General features: G+C 71.5%; 18 protein-coding genes and 1 pseudogene. 14 read left to right on the top strand and 5 right to left on the bottom strand.

Annotated elements, in window-relative coordinates:
* Positions 1 to 59: 59 nt before the first annotated feature.
* Positions 60 to 1013 (bottom strand): LysR family transcriptional regulator, encoded by a 954-nt coding sequence (locus OG928_RS39375; protein ID WP_331766801.1) that lies wholly within the window; start codon positions 1011 to 1013, stop codon positions 60 to 62.
* A 104-nt stretch (positions 1014 to 1117) separates the two neighbouring features.
* Between OG928_RS39375 and OG928_RS39370 the strand changes: the two genes are divergently transcribed.
* The 5 genes and pseudogenes from OG928_RS39370 (at position 1118) to OG928_RS39350 (ending at position 6411) form a co-directional block, all read left to right on the top strand.
* Positions 1118 to 2011 (top strand): NAD(P)H-binding protein, encoded by an 894-nt coding sequence (locus OG928_RS39370; protein WP_331766800.1) that lies wholly within the window; start codon positions 1118 to 1120, stop codon positions 2009 to 2011.
* 72 nt (positions 2012 to 2083) lie between these two features.
* Positions 2084 to 2449 carry a darcynin family protein gene (locus OG928_RS39365; RefSeq protein ID WP_331766799.1) on the top strand — a complete coding sequence of 122 codons (366 nt, stop codon included), beginning with the start codon at positions 2084 to 2086 and terminating at the stop codon, positions 2447 to 2449.
* Between the two features lie 256 nt (positions 2450 to 2705).
* Entirely contained in the window at positions 2706 to 3362 is a 657-nt protein-coding gene (locus tag OG928_RS39360; RefSeq protein ID WP_331768274.1) for a methyltransferase domain-containing protein, read from the top strand.
* A gap of 591 nt (positions 3363 to 3953) precedes the next feature.
* Positions 3954 to 5099, top strand: coding sequence for a hypothetical protein (locus tag OG928_RS39355; protein WP_331766798.1), 1146 nt, complete (start codon positions 3954 to 3956; stop codon positions 5097 to 5099).
* 105 nt (positions 5100 to 5204) lie between these two features.
* Positions 5205 to 6411 (top strand): annotated as a pseudogene (locus OG928_RS39350) (IS701 family transposase).
* 240 nt (positions 6412 to 6651) lie between these two features.
* Here the strand turns inward: OG928_RS39350 and OG928_RS39345 are convergent.
* Positions 6652 to 7782, bottom strand: coding sequence for a helix-turn-helix transcriptional regulator (locus OG928_RS39345; protein ID WP_331766797.1), 1131 nt, complete (start codon positions 7780 to 7782; stop codon positions 6652 to 6654).
* A 239-nt stretch (positions 7783 to 8021) separates the two neighbouring features.
* Here OG928_RS39345 and OG928_RS39340 point away from each other — a divergent pair, with 239 nt between their 5' ends.
* The 3 genes from OG928_RS39340 to OG928_RS39330 all read left to right on the top strand — a co-directional run bounded on the left by OG928_RS39340 (position 8022) and on the right by OG928_RS39330 (position 10753).
* Positions 8022 to 9458, top strand: coding sequence for an FAD/NAD(P)-binding protein (locus OG928_RS39340; RefSeq protein ID WP_331766796.1), 1437 nt, complete (start codon positions 8022 to 8024; stop codon positions 9456 to 9458).
* Positions 9459 to 9492: 34 nt separating this feature from the next.
* Positions 9493 to 9936 (top strand): hypothetical protein, encoded by a 444-nt coding sequence (locus OG928_RS39335; protein WP_406291592.1) that lies wholly within the window; start codon positions 9493 to 9495, stop codon positions 9934 to 9936.
* A 136-nt stretch (positions 9937 to 10072) separates the two neighbouring features.
* Complete coding sequence (locus OG928_RS39330) at positions 10073 to 10753, top strand: hypothetical protein (protein WP_406291591.1); 681 nt, start codon at positions 10073 to 10075, stop codon at positions 10751 to 10753.
* Between the two features lie 174 nt (positions 10754 to 10927).
* Here the strand turns inward: OG928_RS39330 and OG928_RS39325 are convergent, their stop codons facing one another.
* Positions 10928 to 11233: an antibiotic biosynthesis monooxygenase gene (locus OG928_RS39325; protein WP_331766793.1), complete on the bottom strand. Its 306-nt coding sequence runs from the start codon at positions 11231 to 11233 to the stop codon at positions 10928 to 10930.
* Positions 11234 to 11281: 48 nt separating this feature from the next.
* Positions 11282 to 11743, bottom strand: a complete 462-nt coding sequence (locus OG928_RS39320; RefSeq protein WP_331766792.1) for a MarR family transcriptional regulator — start codon at positions 11741 to 11743, stop codon at positions 11282 to 11284.
* A 283-nt stretch (positions 11744 to 12026) separates the two neighbouring features.
* Between OG928_RS39320 and OG928_RS39315 the strand changes: the two genes are divergently transcribed.
* Together OG928_RS39315 and OG928_RS39310 are read left to right on the top strand one after the other, a co-directional pair.
* A complete protein-coding gene (locus OG928_RS39315; protein WP_331766791.1) occupies positions 12027 to 12797 on the top strand; it encodes a pentapeptide repeat-containing protein in 771 nt (256 codons plus the stop codon).
* A gap of 411 nt (positions 12798 to 13208) precedes the next feature.
* Entirely contained in the window at positions 13209 to 14090 is an 882-nt protein-coding gene (locus OG928_RS39310) for a GAF domain-containing protein (RefSeq protein WP_331766790.1), read from the top strand.
* A 235-nt stretch (positions 14091 to 14325) separates the two neighbouring features.
* Here the strand turns inward: OG928_RS39310 and OG928_RS39305 are convergent, their stop codons facing one another.
* A complete protein-coding gene (locus tag OG928_RS39305) occupies positions 14326 to 14661 on the bottom strand; it encodes a hypothetical protein (protein WP_331766789.1) in 336 nt (111 codons plus the stop codon).
* Positions 14662 to 14853: 192 nt separating this feature from the next.
* Here OG928_RS39305 and OG928_RS39300 point away from each other — a divergent pair, with 192 nt between their 5' ends.
* The 4 genes from OG928_RS39300 (at position 14854) to OG928_RS39285 (ending at position 19503) form a co-directional block, all read left to right on the top strand.
* Positions 14854 to 15801, top strand: a complete 948-nt coding sequence (locus tag OG928_RS39300; protein WP_331766788.1) for an alpha/beta hydrolase — start codon at positions 14854 to 14856, stop codon at positions 15799 to 15801.
* Positions 15802 to 16079: 278 nt separating this feature from the next.
* Positions 16080 to 16850, top strand: a complete 771-nt coding sequence (locus OG928_RS39295; protein ID WP_406291590.1) for an SDR family NAD(P)-dependent oxidoreductase — start codon at positions 16080 to 16082, stop codon at positions 16848 to 16850.
* A 108-nt stretch (positions 16851 to 16958) separates the two neighbouring features.
* Positions 16959 to 17441, top strand: a complete 483-nt coding sequence (locus OG928_RS39290; protein ID WP_331766787.1) for an NUDIX hydrolase — start codon at positions 16959 to 16961, stop codon at positions 17439 to 17441.
* 379 nt (positions 17442 to 17820) lie between these two features.
* Positions 17821 to 19503, top strand: a complete 1683-nt coding sequence (locus tag OG928_RS39285; RefSeq protein WP_331766786.1) for an IPT/TIG domain-containing protein — start codon at positions 17821 to 17823, stop codon at positions 19501 to 19503.
* Positions 19504 to 19580 lie beyond the last annotated feature (77 nt).

Genomic DNA, 19580 nt, shown 5'->3' with positions numbered 1-19580 from the left:
AGGGCCTCGCTCGGATCTTGTTGCCGCCTGGTCGTGGCTGTCCCGGTGCCTCGGTCGGATCATGTGGTTGGGCTTCCGGGTGTGCGGAGGGTTCGGCGGATGGCGCTGCGGAGCCAGTGGTGGGCTCCGTCGGCTGTGTGTCGGGGGTGCCAGGCCATGCCGATGGTCAGTGATGGCATTGCCAGGGGGATGTCGAGGAGGCGCAGACCGAGGGCGATGGCGTCGTCGGTGAGGGGTGAGGGGGCGGCGCCGGGGAGTGCGGCAGGTACGAGGCAGACGATGTCGCTGCGGGTGGCGAGGGTCATTGCGGCCAAGTGGCTGGGGAGGACGACGCTGACCCGCCGGTGGAGGTTCTGCTCGGCCAGGGCGGTGTCGAGGGGGCCGGTGAACCGGCCGCGGCGACTGACCGCGACGTGCTGCGCGGCGGCGAGCCGGGCCGGGGTCAGGGGTCTTTCGGTGAGGGGGTGGCCCGGCCGGACGGCCGCCATCATGCGGAGGCTGACCAGTTCTTCGATCCGGGTTTCGGGGTCCACGTGGTCGATGGATCCGATCTCCAGGTCGATTCGACCGTCGCGGAGGGTGGTTCCGGCCTCCAGTTCTTCGGCCCGGATCCGGAACGAGACCCCCGGCGCTTCCTGCTGGGCCAGTTGCAGCAGTCCGGGGACCAGTGCCGCGCCGACCAGGTCGGCGGCTTGGAGGGTGAAGGTGCTGCGCAGGCCGGCGGGGTCGACGCCCGCGGCGGGGCTGAGCAGTGCTTCGAGGCTGCGTACCACTGCGGCGGCTTCGTCGCGCAGGGCCTGGGCGCGTGGGGTGGGGACCATGGTCTGTCCGGCCCGGACCAGGAGGGGGTCCTGGAGGATGCGACGGAGGCGGGCCAGGGTGCGGCTCATGGCGGCGGGCGAGGTGTGCAGGCGGGCGGCGGCGCGGGTGACGCTGTGCTCGGCCAGCAGGGCGTCCAGCGCGATGGCGAGATTGGCGTCGATGACCGGCTCTGGGCTGTTCACCAGCATCATTCCATTTCAGTCAATGACTCCGTGCCGAAGTTCCCATTGTGGCAACACGGCTGTCCTCCGCAGGATGAGGGTCGTTCCGATCCGGCACGACCTGCGAGGTTTTCATGATCGTCATTACCGCTCCCACCGGGAACATCGGCCGTCACCTGCTTTCCAAGCTCCTGGAGTCCGCCCCCGCCGCGGGTGAGGAACTGCGCGTGATCGTGCGCGACCCCGCCCGGCTTCCGGACGCGGCGCGCCGACGTGTCGAGGTGATCACCGGCTCGCACGCAGACACCGAGGTCCTCGACCGGGCCTTCGAGGGTGCGGACGCCGTTTTCTGGCTCGCTCCCCCGGACGCCTCCCTGACCCCGCAGGACGCCTACAGCGGTTTCACCCGCCCCGCCGTCAAGGCGCTCGCCGCCCACGGCGTCGGCCATGTCGTCGGCGTCTCCGCGCTCGGCCGCGGCACCCCGCTCGCCGACCGGGCCGGCGTCGTCACCGCCTCCCTCGCCATGGACGACCTCATCGCCGACACCGGCGTCGCCTATCGGGCCCTGGCCTGCCCGTCCTTCTTCGAAAACCTCCTGGAGGAGGCCGACTCGATCCGGGAGAAGGGCGTCTTCATCGACTCCGTCGACGCCGGCCGCAAGGCCCCCTTCGTCGCTGTCGCCGACATCGCGGCCGCCGCCGCCGGCCTGCTGCTGGACCGCTCGTGGACCGGCACCGACAGCGTTCCGGTCCTCGGGGCGCAGGACCTGTCCCCCAACGACCTGGCCCGCATCATGACCGAACAGCTCGGCCGCCCCGTCCGCTACGAACGCCAGACGCTCGACGAGCTGTACACCACCCTCGTCCGCTACGGCCTCAACGAGGCATTCGTCCAGGGCATCGTCGACATGAAGCGGGCCAAGGACGAGGGCCTCGACGCCGGCGTCGCCCGCACCCCGGACACCACCTCCCCCACCGGCTTCGAGCAGTGGTGCGCCCAGACCCTCAAGCCCGCCGTCCTCTCCTGAAGTCCAGCCCCCGGCGCCGGAACACACAGAGCCCGGCGAACCAAGGCCACCTGCCACATTGGAGCCACCCTGATGCCCGCTGAGGAAACCGAACCGCCGGTCACGGCGTTCATGCTCGTCAAGACCACGCCCGAGTGGCTCGCCCTGACCGTCCAGGAACGCGTGGACGCCTTCACCACCCAGGTCCTGCCGGCCATCGCGGCCAAGACCACGGGCGTCCGTTCACGCTTCTACGACACGGAGTTCTACTCCGCGCGCGTCACCGACGTCTGGGTGTGGGAAGCGGAAGACCACCACGCCTACCAGCTCCTCATCGACGCACTGCGCGAAACCCCGTTCTGGGACCGCTACTTCGAGGTCGTCGACCTCCTCGTCGGCACCGAGAACGGCTACGCCCGCACCTACGGCCTCGAACCCGTCGCCACCATCACCGCCTGACACACCGCCCACCCCGCGCGACCGGTCCGATGCCCTCTTGCCACAACCGGCCAGAGGGCATCGGACCAGGAAGAACGAGAACCCGCATCTACGTCGTCAGCCGGGAGGGACGCCTGCGGCAGCACAGCAGGCAACGGACCAGACCTGGGGCCTGCAACTGCGCGAGTGGGGCACGCCCGTCGACGTCGACCGGGAGAAGTCCCGAGACTCGATGCTGCTGCGCCAGGGCGGCTCATCAGGAACTACTGTCGCGAGCATGGTCGAACACGATGCCCTCAGTGCCACCCGCGAGGCCTACGACGCTGCTGCCCCCGTGTATGCGCAGCTGTTCAGCGGCGAGCTGCGTGACAGGCCCCTGGACCGCGCGATCTTGAGTGCCTTCGCCGAGGTTGTCAGCGCGAGTGGCGACGGTCGGGTCGCGGACCTGGGATGTGGGCCCGGCCATATCACCGCCCATCTGGATGAGTTGGGGCTGGCGGTGTTTGGCGTTGATGCCTCTCCTGCGATGATCAAGTTGGCTCGACATGCCTATCCGGGCCTGCGGTTCGACGTGGGCTCGATGGCTGCGGTGAACATCGCTGACGGCGTGCTGGGCGGCGTGCTCTCGCGTTGGTCCATCATCCACACTCCACCGCATGAACTCCCCGTCATCCTGGCGGAGTTCCACCGCGTGCTGGCACCTGGCGGCCACCTTCTGATCGGCTTTTCGGCCGGCGATGATCCGTCTCACCCGACACAGGTCTTCGATCACACAGTCGCGCCGGCCTATCGGTGGTCGCCGGATCACCTCGCCGCGATGCTGCGCGAGTCCGGGCTCGCCGAGGTAGCCCGGATGGTGCGCCGGCCTCAACCCACCGACCGACGCCAATTCCAGGAGATCCACCTGCTCGCCCGCAAAGCTTCAGACGCGTGAGCACGGTCTCCAAGTCGTGGGCGGTGTGAGGCCACCACCGCTCGATGGCCCGAGGGGGGAAGTCCGCGCGCACGAAGGCGACGCGGTGGCCCATCTCGCCTGCGGCGACGACGTTGTTGGAGTTGAAGGACCGGGTCTGGCCGGTCTTGACGGAGCCGAACTCCTCAACTCGACGGGGTGAACGTGGCCGGGCGCGGCACTAGTACTACAGGGATCAATCTGATGAGTTGGGTGTGGTTAGGGGCTATATCTGGATCATCTGGAGTCGCATGCGTCGGCGGAAGTGCCTTCGGCGGGCGTCGCGTTGGTGCTGCCGGCGGAAGCGCGACCAGTGCAGCGCGTGCTGGATCTCGTGGACGGAGCGGCCGATGAGGTTGAACAGGCGGCGGATCTCGGCGAGGCTCAGCGCTCGCTTGGCCGGGCGAATGGCGCCGCGTGGGCCTCGGCGTCCCGTGAACGCTTCGCGCGCCGGCGACGGGCCGAGTCCGACGAGGGCACCCGCGCGCCGGAGAAATCAGGATCAATTAGGAATCATCCCCAATGCGCACCAAGGAGGCTGGGTGAAGAACGCGCTCAAGTAGTGTTCCAGCCATGATCGACTCTCGCGCCGCACAGCGCAGTCAACTCGTGCAAGACAAGCTCGAGTCAGCATGGGGAAGCGCTGTAGGCGACTTCGGTCACGCCCCGCTGGCAGAGGCGGCGAAACGCGCCTACCAGGCCTTGTACGAGCCGGACAAGGTTGTCGCCGGGATCGAGTCCCGATACCCGGCAAGCCACACACCCAAGCCACTGCGCGACAAGACGCGTGCCACTCTCGAGGCCCCGATGGCCTTCGATCGCAAGCCCGACATGGAGAGTTTCGTCCAGACCTACGTCCAAGCGGCGATCCATGAAGCCGACATCGCCGGAACGATGTTCCCGGGGGCCCGCGAACAAATACGCCTTGCGCAGGTCAAGGGAGCGGGCGTGGGCATCTACTCCGCGGGCGAGGTGTTCCACCAAGAGGTGAAGCTGGGCCAGCTCGGTGTGATCACCGACGAGACCGAAGGGGCCCGGGACTTCCCGCTCCCCGAGCCCAACCTCGAGTTCGGGCCGCCGCTACACGTCATGTCCGCCATCGCCGAGGACAAGACCTCACCGGAGAACATGGCCAGGATCCGCACCCAGACGCGCGGAAGGCCGTCCGCCGTGATCGACGATCGGGAAGGCAAGGCGGAGGCGTACGTCGAGAACATCCCCAACTCCAACGCCATCGTGGTGGGGCAGGGGCCGCGAGGAAGCAAGACCTTCGCGGCCAGGGGCGAGACGTCCAGGGAGCACGGCCACGGAACGATCCACTACGTCGCTTCGATCAAAGACGTGGACGCGAAGTTGGCCGAGATCTACGGCGAGCAGCGGGGCGACGTCTTCACCTACTTCGATGTCGACGACACTCTGGGAGACAACACCGAGCGCCTCAAACGGCAACTGGCGGCGGCCCATTCCGCGATGGAACGGAACGGATACCTGGATCCCATGGTCAACACCTCCCCCGCGGTCGCCGGCCTGGGGTCTTTGCGCCAGCTGAACCGTTCCGCCGAACTGGCGGGCCGCATGACCGGGGCCAGCCGTTCGGACGGGCAGACCAATCAGGTGGCGTCCACCGCAATCGCCCAAGCAGCAGGGCCGCACGGGCGCGCGGTCGCCACTGGCCCTACCAAGAACCTGGACGAAAAGGCACGCTCGCTCACAGTGTGACGCCGCCGGGGTCCGGCGATCGAACCCGACTCAACCAAGCAGCTCAACGAGCCAGGGTGTCCCCTAGCACTACAGGGATCAATCTGATGAGTTGGGTGCGGCAGAATGTCTGCCGTGAGTGCACGAGGTCGGGTCGACGACGATACGGCGGTTGGGGTTGAGGACCTCGCGGTCCTGGATGCGGAGTTCGAGGCGGTGTGCGCGCGGATCGATCCGTTGTTTCGGCGTCCGGAGCCGCGGGCGCACGCGCGGGGGTATCTGCGTGGGCTGCTGGCACCGTTGGAGAAGAAGAACGGTTGGACGATCGCGGAGTTCGTCGGGGCGCCCGAGCCCAAGCGGGTGCAGCGGTTCCTGAACCGCGCGGTGGGACGCGGGCCGGCTGCGCGATGTGCTGGTCGGGTACGCGATGGAGCACTTCGCCGACGAGCGGGCGGTGCTGATCGCGGATCCGACCGGGTTCGCGAAGAAGGGCCGCGAGTCCGCCGGGGTGCAAAGGCAGTACAGCGGGACGCTCGGGAAGATCGACAACTGCCAGATCGGCACGTTCCTCGCCTACGCGACGCCGGACGGCCGCCGGGTGCTGCTGGACCGGGAGTTGTACCTGCCCGAGCACTCCTGGATCGCGGACCGCGAGCGGTGCCGGGAGGCCGGCGTGCCCGACGGGGTGCCGTTCCGCACCCGGCCCGAGCAGGTGCGGGGGATGGTCGAGCGGGCGCTTGCGGCGAAGGTGCCGTTCGCGTGGTTCGCCGCGGACGAGGAGTTCGGGCAGAACCCGGGCCTGTGCGCGTTCCTGGAGGAGCGGGAGGTGTCCTACGTGATGGCGGTCCCGAAGAACACCGAGCTCACGGACGCGGCCGGGCACACCGGCCGGATCGACGCGCTGGTCGCGGCGCTGCCCGCGCGGGCGTTCACCCGCCGGGCCTGCGGCATCGGCGCGAAGGGCTTCCGCACCTACGACTGGGCCCTGGTCGAAACCCCTGACCTTGCACGGCCGTTCCTGGTCCGGCGCAGCCTGGACGGGGCCGAGACCGCGTACTACCGGTGCTTCAACCCCCGCCGTGACCCGCTCGGAGAGCTGGTCCGCGCGGTCGGGTCGCGGTGGCCGGTCGAGGAGTGCTTCGAAGCCGCGAAGCAGGAGGCCGGACTCGACCAGTACCAGGTCCGCACCTACGACGCCTGGCACCGGCACGTCACCTTGTCCATGCTCGCCCTGTGCCTGCTCGCCGTGATGCGCGGACGGCTTCAAAAGGGGACCCTCGACCTGTGGACAACCGCGGGACACCGACGGGAAGAACCAACACCAACCAGGTGAAACGACCGCCACCGCAGCCCGCCCGGCCAAGCGAGCGCTGAGCCTCGCCGAGATCCGCCGCCTGTTCAACCTCATCGGCCGCTCCGTCCACGAGATCCAGCACGCGCTGCACTGGTCGCGCTTCCGCCGGCAGCACCAACGCGACGCCCGCCGAAGGCACTTCCGCCGACGCATGCGACTCCAGATGATCCAGATATAGCCCCTAGCCACACCCAACTCATCAGATTGATCCCTGTAGTACTAGGCGATCCGGGCCTGGACAGGGGGCCGGCCGGGGCGCTCGACTCGGGTCGGGGCCGGCAGCGCGGGCCAGTAGTGCTCGGTGAACAGCCGGGCGACCAGGGCGCCGCGACTGGAGACGCCGATCTTGGCGAAGATCGTCTTGAGGTGGTCGCGGACCGTGTGCGGGGAGATGAACAGGGCCGCGGCGATCTCGGCGGTGGTCATCCCGCGTGCGGTGAGCTGGGTGATCTGGAGTTCGCGCGAGGTCAGGCCGTACGCCTCGGCCACCAGGACCGCCAGGTCGGCGGGTGTCGCGGGCTCGATCACGAGCGCCACCGGACCGGGCCGGCCGCCGGGGCCGGAGAGGCACGAGGCGTGGCAGGTCAGCCAGCGGCCTTCTGTGGTCCGGATGCGTACCCGGGCACTGCCGTGGTCGCGGCCGTCGGCGATGGCGCGTGCCTGGAGCGCCGTGCCGATCACCCAGATCGGCAGCTTCAGCCCCAGCGGCATGGGGAACGAGGGCCCCTCCGGCAGCAGCGCGAGCTGGTGTCGTGCCTCGTCGTTGGCCGAGATTGCGTCGCCGGACTCGTCGAAGAGGATCAGCCCCGGCGCGGGTGAATCGGTCCGGGGCGTGGACGCGGGCGGCCGGGCGAACCTGCGCAGCCGCTCGGCCAGCGGGCGGGACAGGTCGGCGAGCAGCGCCGTCTCCTCCGGGCGGAACGCGTCGGTGGTGCGGAACAGGCTTACCAGGCCCCAGGGCCGGTCGCCGATCCGCAGTACGGCACGCAGCTCGTCGTGCACGCCCTGGTCCAGCAGGAGGCGCCGGAACCTGGCGCTGCGGGCGGGCAGGTCCCCGGTGGCCGCCCGCAGCCCGGCCGCCGGTACGGGCGCGCGGGCCAGGTCGCGGAACGGCAGGACGTTCTCCTCCAGCAGCTCGCTCTGCCAATAGGCGGCGCAGCCCTCGCCGGAGCCCAGGTTCTCCACCAGCATCGGTGCGGTGATCAGGCCGGTCTCCGGGTCGGCGGCGGTCCACACCGCCGAGTGGAACGGTACGACGCGCCGCAGCCGGGCCGAGACCCGGCTGAACAACTCGAATGCGTCGTCGGCCTGTTCGGCGGCCGCGAGCACCGGTCGGCGTGGATCCGTCATGCGCGTCCCCTCCTGATCAGTCCGCCCGTCGGTCGGTCTCCCCGCGTCGTCCGGCCCCCGCGTCGTCCGATCCGGCCCCGCCTACCGCCCAGCCTGCCTGTTTCGCGTACCGCACAGAACCCCTCGTTTGAGGGGGGCATTCCCCGCCGGTCGCCCGTGCACGAGGGATGGGTCTTCCCGACGCGGCCGGAGAGGGTCGAAAGGCAGTCACAGGAACACGACCAGCCGAGAGGGAGACGATGGACATCGCGATCATCGGAGGAGGTGCGGCAGCGGTCGGCCTGCTGGACGCGCTGGCCGGCACCGAGGGCATCGCCGCGCCGGGCGGGATCGGTACGGTCACCGTGTTCGAGCCGTCGCCGCACCTGTGGCGGGGGCGGCCGTACGGCCCGGACCTGGACGCGGTCCTGGTCAACACGCCGCCCGCCCTCATGTCGATCCGGGGCGGCGACTTCGGCCACTACGCGGCCTGGCTCGGGGAACGCGGCACCGAGCACATCGATCCGCTTCTGGGCCAACCGCTGCTCCCTCGCGCGCGCTACGGCGAGTACCTGGTCCACGCCGCGGAGAAGGCCGTGGCGGCGCTCGGCGAGCAGGGGTGGCTCGTCCGCGTCGTGGCCGCCCGGGTGACCGACGTCGTCGTCCGCTCCGGCACGCGGCTCGTACTGCGCACGGACGACGGACAAGAGCACGAGGCCACCCGCATCGCACTGTGCGTGGGCGGGGGGACTCCGCCGGATCTGTACGGACTTGCCGGCAGCCCGGGCTACACGGCCGACCCCTATCCGCTGGCCGACACGGTCGACCGCATTGCGGCCGGGGACGATGTGGCGGTCATCGGCAGCGGCCTGACCGCGGTCGACGTCGTCGTGGCGCTTGCCGCGCACGGGTATCCGGGCCGGATCACCCTCCTGTCGCGCAGCGGAGTGCTGCCGTACGTCTGGCAGCGCCCGGACGGCTACCGTCCGAAGCACGTGACCGTGGAACGGGTGGCGGCGCTGCACAACGACCGGGGGCACCTTGCGCTCGACGACCTCGTCGGGCTGCTGCGCACGGAAATGGCGGACGCAGGGGAGGACTTCGACGACCTCGCGGCCGAACTCCGGGACGCCCGCACCGACAACCCGGCGCAGCGCCTCCGGCGGCAGATCGCCGCCGTCGACGATCCCGGGATCGGCCGCCGCGTGCTGCAGCAGAGTGCGCACAGCGTCGGCCCGTACGCGTGGCGCCTGTTGCGCGAGCCCGACCGCGCGTGGTTGCGGCGCCACTTCCGCACGGCCGCGAGTGTCGCCTCGCCGATGGTTCCGGTGAACGCGGCGATGATGATGCGGTTGCTGGACTCCGGCCAACTCGGCATAGCCTCCGGCATCGCCGCGATCGAGCCGGTGAACGGGCGGTTCCGGGTGCGCACTACCCGTGGCGAACGCACCGCACATGTCGTTGTCAACGCCGTGAACCCGCCCGCACAAGCGGTCCCGGCCGCGGCAGGGGACCTGGTCCGGTCCCTGGTGGGCGCGGGCCTGGCCACGCTCCACCCGGCCGGCGGGGTGGTCCCCGCCGACCCGCGTGTGCACGTGCTCGGCGACCTTGCCGGCGGCGGCTCGTTCATCACGTCGAGCATCGCGGGCGTCGCCGCGTCGGCTTCACGCACCGCGGCGGCGCTGCGGACACCCTGACGGTCAGGCGCCCGGCGCGGCCCATGCGCCCTTCGTGGTCAGCCAGTTGTCGTCGACGGCCCGGGTGGCGCCATCCGGGGTCGCGCCGCGCAGGCCGTCGAGGGTGCGGTGGCCGGCGTACGCGATGGTGTGCGGGTCGGCGAGCGACGCGAAGCCGAAGGTCCGCGCCGGGCTTCGCGCCGACGAAGTGCTGTGCCTGAACGTGGAAGACCTCTACCCGCAGGACAAGCGCGGCAGGATCACCGCCAAGGGCGGGGCCACCGAGTGGATCCACTGGCAGTCCGGCACCGCCCGACCGCTGCCCCGCCTCATCACCCGCCGCACCCGGGGCCCGCTGTTCCTCACCGACCGCAAAGCCCCCGCCGGGACTCCGACGCTCGACGTCTGCCCCGACACCGGCCGCGCCCGGCTCTCACCCGAACGGGGGAGGCGGCGTCCACCCGGCCCTCCAGCCCGACTGGCAGGAGCGCAGCCGTAACGCCTCGTCCCATCACCGCCGTCGACTGATCGGGGCCGGGCGATGCCGGTCCCGGTATGCTCGCGAAATCGGTCGGTCGGCGGGCTACCGTCGCACTTCGGGTGGGTTCGGGGGCGTGATGAAGGACGGGTACGAGATGCCGGCTCCCCGGAGGCAGGTGCCGCCGTGGACCCCGCTGGACGACTTCCTCCTGTATACCTGCGACGTCATTGCCGACGTGATCGAGGGCCGCGTCCACCAGCGTCCCCTGGTGCCGAGCGTGGTCCGCCTGGAGCCGGGCGATCGCGCGCTGGCCTGCGGGCAGGCCGAGCGGTTCACGATGCGTGCGGCCGGCGACGGCAGTTACCGGCACAGCAACATGTTCGCCGTCGGTGGCCCGACGTTCGTGGCCGGCACGCTCGCGGTCAACGCGATCGGCAACAGCGTCCGCCGCAACAACGCCGCGCGCGACGCGCAACCGCGCTGGATGCCGGACGGGTTCGGCGACATCACGGCGACCATGCGGCACGTGCGGTTCGTGCACCCGATCGCACCGCTGTCCCTGTACTGGAACGGCCTGGACGCGGTCGACCTGCCCGCGCCGGGGGTCTTCCAGGCCTCGTTCCAGGACATCCACGGCCACGGCTACACGAGCATCCGCATGCACTCCCCGTGGGCCTCCCTGATGTTTGCCCTCGCCGCGCTCGACTCGTTCCCGGCCCACCCCCGCCTGCTGAGCGCCACCTGGCTGCCGCCGTACTTCGAACACCACGCCGCCGCACACGGCCGCTACTGCCGCCCGGCGGCCAGGCTGGCCATCAGCCGGGCGAGTGGCTGAGCCGTACCTTCCGGCGTCGCGACGGGCCGAGCAACGGCAGGTCGCTGCCGGGCGCCCGGAGCGCCGCATCTCGGGGCCCTCGGCGGCGAGTTCGGCGAGCGCGACGAGAACGCCCGGCGGTTCCGGTTCGGCAGGGAGCGGGCGCCCGGCTTTCCCGGCTGCGGCCCGCGGTGGTCACATGCCCAGTGCCGATGCGCGCGCGGTGACCGTGTAGACGTGCGCGTCGACGTCGACCAGCTTGGGCAGGTAGCGCTCGTTGAAGGCGTCCTCGTAGGGCATGCCGCGGTGCGCCTCGAACTGCTCGGCGGTCTCCCACGCTTCGAAGAAGCGGAAGGTGTAGGGGCGCTCCAGATCCTCGGCCCACCAGTAATCGATGCAGCCGGGGTCTTTGCGGCTGAGCTCGGACACCGCGAGGAGCCCTTCGACGACCTCGTAGACGTCCTCGGGGCGGAACGTCAGGAAACCGGTGATGACCAGCATGTTCTTCCTCCTGGTGTGTTCGTGGTCCGTCGGGTCTGCGCGCACCGGTCAGGGCGCCGGGTCCGCGGGGTCGGGCTGGTTGTCGCCGAGTGCCGCGTCGAGGGTGCCCAGTGCGGAGATCACCTTGTCGGCGTCCGCGCGGGGCAGGGCGGCGAGCAGCGCCCGCAGGGTGGGTTCGGCGTCGCGGTTCCTGGCCTGGCCGGCCTGGGCGCGGGCGTGCGGGGCGATCTCGGCGAGGGTGCGGCGCCGGTCGGCGGGGTCGGGCGCGAGGTCGACCAGGCCCCGGCGGCGGAGTGCCGCCAGCACGGTGGACACCCGGCTCTGTGCGAAACCGGTGCGCCGGGCGAGCGCTCCCACCGGCTGCGCGCCGTCCGTGTAGAGGCATTCGAGCAGCAGCAGCTCGGTGGTGCCCAGGTCGGAGGTGTCCTTCATCGCCGCGGCGGCGGCGGCCGTGAGGCGGCGGCCGAGGTTGTGCAGGCCCGCGAGGTTCAGGTAGTCGGTCGGCTCCATGCCGGCGTCCTTCTTCTCTGTGGCGGCGAGGCGCCTGCCGAGGGCTTGTAGTACGGCGAGGTCCGTCAGGCGGCGGGGTGGGTCCCAGCCGCACCGCCTTCCCGGTCCAGTAGAACATCTCCAGTGATACATTACTAGAGATGTATCACTGGAGATGAAATATGTTCGAGCGTGAACCGACGCCGCGACACCCGCTGGAGAGATCCCGCCCGGCCCGAGAACCCAACCGTGCGGGCCCACCGCGACGCACTGCCCGCACCCCATCAAGTGAGGCCGGAACCCCATGACCCCCACACCGCCGCCGTTCCGCGACCACGGCACCGCCACCGGCACCGGCACCGCAGGAACCGATCCGCTGGCATTGCTCGCCACCGAAACCGACCTGGCAGACGTCGACTTCACCGGCCTGGACCTGCGCCCGGCGCTGCGCGCCGATCCGCGCCCGCGCACCTTCACGCGCTGCACCCTCACCGAAGCGAACCTGCGCGGCGCGCACCTGGCCGAGGCTGTCTTCATCGACTGCACCGCCACCGCGGCCGACTTCACCCGCGCCGTGCTCGACCAGGCCCGCTGGCAGGGCGGCAGCGCCGCCGGAGCCAACTTCACCGACGCCGACTGCGGCGACCTCACCTGCGACAACGCCGACCTGACCGACACCGGATGGCGCGGCGCCCTGCTCGCCGGCGCCGCCTTCACCGGCTGCCGCATGATCGGCGCCCGCCTCACCGGCCACCGCGGCCCGGACCTGAACCTCGCCCGCTGCAACCTGTCCGTCGCCAACCTCAACGGCATGAGCCTGCGCGGCGCCCACCTCGTCGGCATCCGCTTCACCGAAGCCGACCTCGGTGGCACCGACTTCCGCGACGCCGTCCTCGAAGACTGCCGACTCGCCGACGCGAACCTGCGGGCCGCCGACTTCACCGGGGCGGACCTGCGCGGCGCCGACCTCGGCGAACTCACCATCGCCGCCGCCGCACAATTCTCCGGCGCGGTGATCTCCGCGGCCCAGGCCGCCGCCGTCTGCGCAGCCCTCGGCCTCAACGTCGTCGACTGAACCCGGCAACGCTCACCGAGCCGCGAACCCGGAACCGCCCCCTGAAGCAGGAGCTCGCCATGCCCGAACGACCCCGACCGGATTCTCGGCCCGAACCCCGCGCCCGCGCCCGCGTCCGGTGACGGCGTCGCCGCCGAGGTGGTGTTGCGCGGCCGGGTCCTGGCCGCGCTCGGCGCGGCCCTCGCCTACCGCGAACGCGAAGGACACCTCAACATTCCCCGCGCACATCGAGACCGTGACCGCGGAGGGTCCGAACGAGGAGGTCCAGGTGCGGCTGGGCTGAGCGAGGAGCGGGCGCGACTCCTTACCGCGGTCATCCAGTGCGCCGACCTGCCGAGTCCCACCCACCGGGGTGACACTTGCCATAGCCACCGCGTCGTCCGCGACCCACAGGAGGAGGGGAGGAGGGCCATGAGCGAATCCGCCCCCGCGCAGCAGCCGCCGGACGCCCTCGCACGCGCGATACGACGCCTGGAACTGCAATACGAGGCCGCCTCGCGCATCGGCGCCTCACTGGACGCCACCCGCACGGCACAGGACGTCGCCGATCTCCTCGTACCGGAGGTCGGGGACTTCGCTTTCGTCAGCCTGGCCGAGGCAGTACTCACCGGCGACGAGCCACCGCGCGGTGGTATCCGCGCCCGGCAGCCAATTCAGCGCGCGGCGGCCACACGCTCGGCCGGCCCGTGGCCCGCCCGGATGATCATGCCCGGTAGTCCGGTGCCGCCGTTGCCGGACACACCGGAGGTGCGCGCCGTCCTGGGGGGCGGGCCGGTGCTCGTGCTCGACAGCGCCCAAATCCAGGCCGCTCTGCGTGACCCCGACCTGACCCGGCTTTTGGTCCCGCCGGGCGTCCTGAGCGTGATAGCGGCCCCGCTGTACGCCCGCGGCGCGCTCCTGGGCAGTGTCGTGGTCTGGCGCACCGCCTCGTGGCCGGGCGGGGCACCGTTCGACGGCGAGGACGTCCGCCTCCTCCAGGAGATCGCCTCGCGAGCGTCCCTCGGCGTGGACAACGCCCGCCGCTACACGCGCGAGCGCCGCACGGCCGTGGCGCTCCAGCAGAGCCTGCTGCCGCGCGAGCACACCGAGACGGCCGCGGCCGAGACCGCGGGAGCGTATCTGCCCTCGGGCGGCGACGCGGGCGTGGGCGGTGACTGGTTCGACGTCAGGGACCGAGCAACCCCTGGCCGCCCGAGCGGCGACGCCGACGCCCGCCTCCAGCCGCAGCGGGCGCTGAGCGGGACGGACGCCGGTTCAGTCGGGCGAGCGCAACATGGCCTACTGCGCAGCTGACGCGGCATCACCAGCGCATGCCGAGCCCCGTCAGCAACCGCTTCCGCTCCCCGGTCAACGTACCGCGCCATTGCTCACCCGAGACCGACACGGACGAGGCCGCACGATCGACGAACTCGCCGCGCTGCCGGACACGTTGGGACCGGACGGGATCACCCTGTGGCGACTGCCCGAAGACGCGCCCCCGGACGCGCCCCCGGGCCGGCCCCGGCGGTGAACGCGGGGCGGAGGCCGGTCACGTCGTCCCGGCGACCCGCGGGCTCGTCCAGGTCGTCCCCGGGTAGGGCACGTGCTCGGCGATGTCGACGCGGAACTGATAGGTGGTGGTCGTGCCGGGCACGATCACCAGCCACGATCCGTCGGTCCGGCGCAGCGCCCAGCGGCCCTGCGGGATCATCGGGTGCATCGGCCGATGGGTGTGCGCGAGATGCTCCGCCATCCGCAGCGCGTCGTTGTGGTCCGTCGCCCAGAAGAAGTTGCTGACCCTCCAGGACACGCTCTGGCCCAGTCCCCCGTTCTCCTCGATGACCACCATCCACGGCCCCATGCCCATCCCCGTCCCCGTTGTCATTCCGTACCTCCCCGTGTATCCGCGGCGCGTCTTCGCCGACCGCCCCGCCTTCGCCCGGCACGGTGCCGGCCGACTCCGGTCCACACAAGGGATGCCAAACGATGCATGCCGAACAATGCGTGTCGACACGGACGGGGAGGACGCCGCCCACCCCGAGGCGGTGATCGGCACGCGGCCGGCAGGCTGACCCGCATGCGCGAAGCCCCCGTCGGCCACCTCGCCGACCCCGAACTCACCGCCTACATCGAGTCCGAGCGCCATGCCTCCGGTCCCACCCCGCGGCAGGTCGGCGCGGTCGAGGCGCGCCGGCTCCAACGCCTCCGCGCCGCGACCCGGCCGGCGGGCCCGGCCCTGGCCGAGGTCACGGAGGTCACCGTCGACGGGCCGGTGCCCGTTTCGACCCGCCTGTACCGCCCCACCCTCGAACCGACCCCGCTCGTGGTCTTCCTGCACGGCGGCATGTGGACCATCGGCGATCTGGAGTCGCACGACGGACTGTGCCGCCGACTCGCCGTCGCCGCGCGCGCCGCGGTCCTGGCGGTCGACTACCGCCGAGCCCCCGAACACCCGTGGCCCGCGGCGATCGACGACGGCGTCGCGGTCTTTCGCTGGGCGGCCGAGCACGCGGTCGAACTGTCCGGCACGACCCACCCGCCGGCGATCGCGGGCGACAGCTCCGGTGGCAACCTCGCCGCGCTGATCTGTCTGCGGTTGCGCGACCAGGGCGGTCCGCTGCCCGCCGTCCAGATCCTGGCGTGCCCCAACACCGACCTGACCCTCTCCCGCCCGAGCACGCGCACCAAGGCCACCGGCTGGGGCCTGACCACCGACGCCGTCGCGTGGGGCATCGAAAACTGGGTCCCCGATCCCCGTCGGCGCGCCGACCCGGCGGTCAGCCCACTGTTCGCCGTCGCGTCGGCCGGGCTGCCGCCGGCCGTGATCGTCACCGCCGAGCACGATCCGCTGCGCGACGAGGGCGACGAGTACGCGGCGCGGCTGCGCGCGGCCGGTGTTCCGGTTCGGCACCGGTGCGAACCGGGGATGGTGCACGGATTCCTCACCCTGGCGGCGATCGCTCCGTCCGCCGCCGCGGCGGGTGAGCGCCTCTTCGCCGACGTGGCCGAGTTGCTTCCCCGGTGACCCCTCGCCGGCCGTTGTCGCAACAGCGCCGGCACCGCGGTCCGGGATCCACCGCGCCGCGTCGCGGCAGACCGCGACACGGCGGCACACGTCCCGTCGCGAGCGATTCCGGCCGGGCCGTCGCGCGTTCGCAGCGAGACGGAGCACACGTCCCCGCGGGCGGTCCGGCACGCGTTCCGCCATGGAAACTCCAACCCGGCTGTGGCACGATCCGAGGCCTCAGGGCCGCGGCCGCAGTGTCCGCGCCCCGACCCGCTCTCGTCCGATGGAGTGAACGCATGTCGATAGCCCACGTGTCCGGCCGGTTCGACGGCAAGACCGCAGTTGTCACCGGAGCGGGTTCGGGGGTCGGTCGCGCGACGACGCTGCGGCTCGCGGCGGAGGGCGCGAACGTGTTCGCGCTGGACATCGCGGCCGCGTCGCTGGCCGAGACCGCGGAACTCGCCGCCGGCCTGGCCGGCAAGGTCTCGACCCGGGTCACCGACGTCGCGGTCCGCGACGAGTGCTTCGCCGCGGTGGCCGAGTGTGTCGCCGAGTTCGGCGGCCTGGACGTCCTGGGCAACGTGGCCGGCATCGCCCGCGCCGAGCACGTCCTCGAGGTCACCGAGGCGGACTACCGGCGGATGATGGGCGTCAACACCGACGGCTACTTCTTCATGTGCCAGGCCGCGATCCCGCACCTGCTGGAGCGCTCCGGGAACATCGTCAACATCGCCTCCAACGCCGGTGTGATGGGCCTGGCCTACAGCGTGGTCTACACGATGAGCAAGGGCGCGGTCGTCCAGCTGACCCGCTCGCTGGCCTGGGAGTTCGCCAAGCAGCCGCTGCGCGTGAACGCGATCGCGCCGGGCATGGTCGACACCAACCTCGTCGCGAACTACCAGATGCCGTCGGACGTCGACTGGGACCTGGTCGGCCGCGCGATGACCCCGCGCCCGGGCGCCCAACCGGAGGACATCGCCGCGATGTTCTCGTACGTCGCCTCCGCGGAGGCCGGGAACGTACACGGGGCCATCCTGCACAACGACAGCGGCCTGACCGCGGGCTGACCGCGCGGATCGGTGCGGCGGGGTCGGTCGGCGGTACCGGCCGACCCCGAGAACCGCCGGCCTCGCCCGGCAGGCGGTGTGTCGTCGACTGCGGCTACTGTCGACGCAATGAGTCATGAGTTCTTGCCGCCTGCGCAGTGGTACGCGCAGTTGCCGGCGACGTATGCGGCCGCCTGCGCGCTGATCACCGATGGCGCGGGTCGGGTGTTGGTGGTCAAGCCGAACTATCGGGACTACTGGAACCTCCCCGGTGGGTTCGTCGACCGAAACGAGCCGCCACACGAGGCGTGCGCGCGGGAGCTGCGCGAGGAGATCGGGCTCGACCTCGAGGTCGGCGAGCTGCTGGTGATCGACTGGGTGCCCGAGATGGAGCCGCGGCCGCGTCCGCTGATCGGGTGGATGTTCGACGCGGGCACGTTCACCCCAGACGTGATCGCCACGATCCGGATCCAGGAAGACGAGCTCGACGACTACGCGTTCGTCACCGTGGAGCGCGCCGGGGAGCTGTTGCCGAGCACGGTGGCGCCGCGCGTGCCCGCCGCGCTGGAGGCCCGTCGGCTGGGCCGGACGATCTACCTGCCCAAGCACTGATCGCCGCGCCGCCCGGCGCCGGCGGCCGGCCGCGCGCTTCGGCGCGGTCGGTCCGCCCAGCGCATTCGCGTGCGCTCGATCGTCCGGAGCCGGACCCGGACCCGGGAACCCAAAACCCGGACCCAAACCCGGCCCCGGATCCTCGGGCTCGGGCCTCGCGCATACCTCAACTCCCCAGCCCTTGCGGCGATTTGGCCATTACGGCTGCATACCGCCCCGGACGCCCGGTACGTTTCCCGCGATGCACCGACGAATCACCGTCCGTGATTCGCGGCTGTCTCGATGCGGGTGGGGATCCGATCGCCGGGCGGGGAAGTCGGGATCGGGGTGCCCCGACGGAGACGGCCGGTTGTGGTCCATCTCCAGGGAGGGGATCCCGATGTCGCTCGATTCCGCAGTGCCCGGTCGCATGTGGCGCAGCACGCGCCGGGCGAGACGCGGCGCGCCGCCCGCGCGACCGGTCGCCGTCCTCGCGGCCGCGGCCCTGATCGTCGCCGGCCTCGTGGCGCAGGCGCCGCCCGCCGGGGCGGCCGGCAACGGCGCGTTCGCCTACGTCGCCAACTCCGGGTCCGACACCGTGTCCGTGATCGACACCGCGAGCAACACCACGACGGCCACCATCCCGGTGGGCCGCGGGCCGTTCGGGCTCGCCGCCAACCACGCCGGTACGCGTGTGTACGTGGCCAACCACGACTCGTCCGCCATCTCGGTCATCGACACGGCGACCGACACCGTGACCGCCACCGTCGCCACCGCCGGTGCGCCGTTCGCCATGGTGGTCGACCCCGCCGACACGCGGCTGTACGTGGCCCAGGACGACGCCGTGCTCGTGATCGACACGGCGACCAATGCCGCCGTGACCACGATCCCGGTCGGCACGGACCCGATCGCGGTCCTGGCCGGGCCGGACGGCGCGCACGTGTACGCGGTCAACAACGCCGGTCACAGCGTCTCGGTGATCGACACCGCGACCGCGACCGTCGGCTCGACCATCGCCCTCCCCGGATCACCGGACGGCGCCGCGCTCGACCCCGCCGGCACGCACCTGTACGCCGTCGACAACGAGAGCGGACTGTGGGTGCTCGACCTGGCCGCCGGCGGCACGCTCACCGCGACGGTCCCGATCGTCGACGGCAGCAACGTGGCCGTGAACGCGGCCGGCACCAAGGCGTACGTCACCGCGTTCCCGGCCACCGTCCAGGTGATCGACCTGGCCACGCGCACCGTCACCGACAGCGTGGCCGTGGGCGGCTATCCCGCCAACCTGTCCATCCACGCCGCGGGCGGTTTCGTGTACACGACCAACGCCGCGTCCGGCGACGTGTCGGTGATCGACGCCGCGACCGACACCGTGGTGGCGACCGTCCCCGTCGGCAGCGTCCCGTTCGGCATCGTCGTGGTCGGCCTAGCCCGACCGCGCACCGTCACGGCGGTGAGCCCGGCGACCGGCCCGGTCACCGGCGGCACGGCGGTGACCATCACCGGCACCCGCTTCACCGGCGCGACCTCGGTACGGTTCGGCGCGACCCCGGCTGGCTCCTTCGTGGTGCTCGACGACACCCGGATCAGCGCGATCGCACCGCCCGGTGCGGCCGGCGTCGTCGACGTCACCGTGACCGGCCCCGGCGGAACCAGCGCGACCTCGCCCGCCGATCGATACACCTACGTCGCGACGGCGGCCGACCTGTCCGTCGCCCTGGCGGCCACCGCCGTGCCCGCGCTGCTCGGCGCGCACATCGACTACGTCGTGACGATCACCAATCACGGTCCCGCGAGCGTGGGTTCGGCGACCGTGACGGCTCCGCTGCCGTTGCCGCTGAACGCCACGTCCAGGGACTGCGCCGTCGCGAACCGCATCGTGACCTGCACCGTCGGTCCACTGGCCAACGGCGCCGCGGTCACCCGACACTTCACCGTCCCGATCGGCCTGCTCGGCATCGACACCGCCTTCGCGGTCACCGCGGCCCGCACCGCGAGCGTCCCCGCCGACCCCAACCCGGGCAACAACAGCGGCACCCGGACCTGCACGGTGATCACCTCACTGTTGATCAACTGCTCCTGACCCGTCATCAGGCGGACGGCGGCGGACCGGAGTTCCGGTCCGCCGCCGGAGTGCGCCGGGAGTACGCCGATCGCGAA

The sequence above is a fragment of the Embleya sp. NBC_00896 genome (assembly GCF_045207785.1).
Taxonomy (GTDB): Bacteria; Actinomycetota; Actinomycetes; order Streptomycetales; family Streptomycetaceae; genus Embleya.
This window is presented reverse-complemented; position numbering and strand designations above follow the sequence as displayed.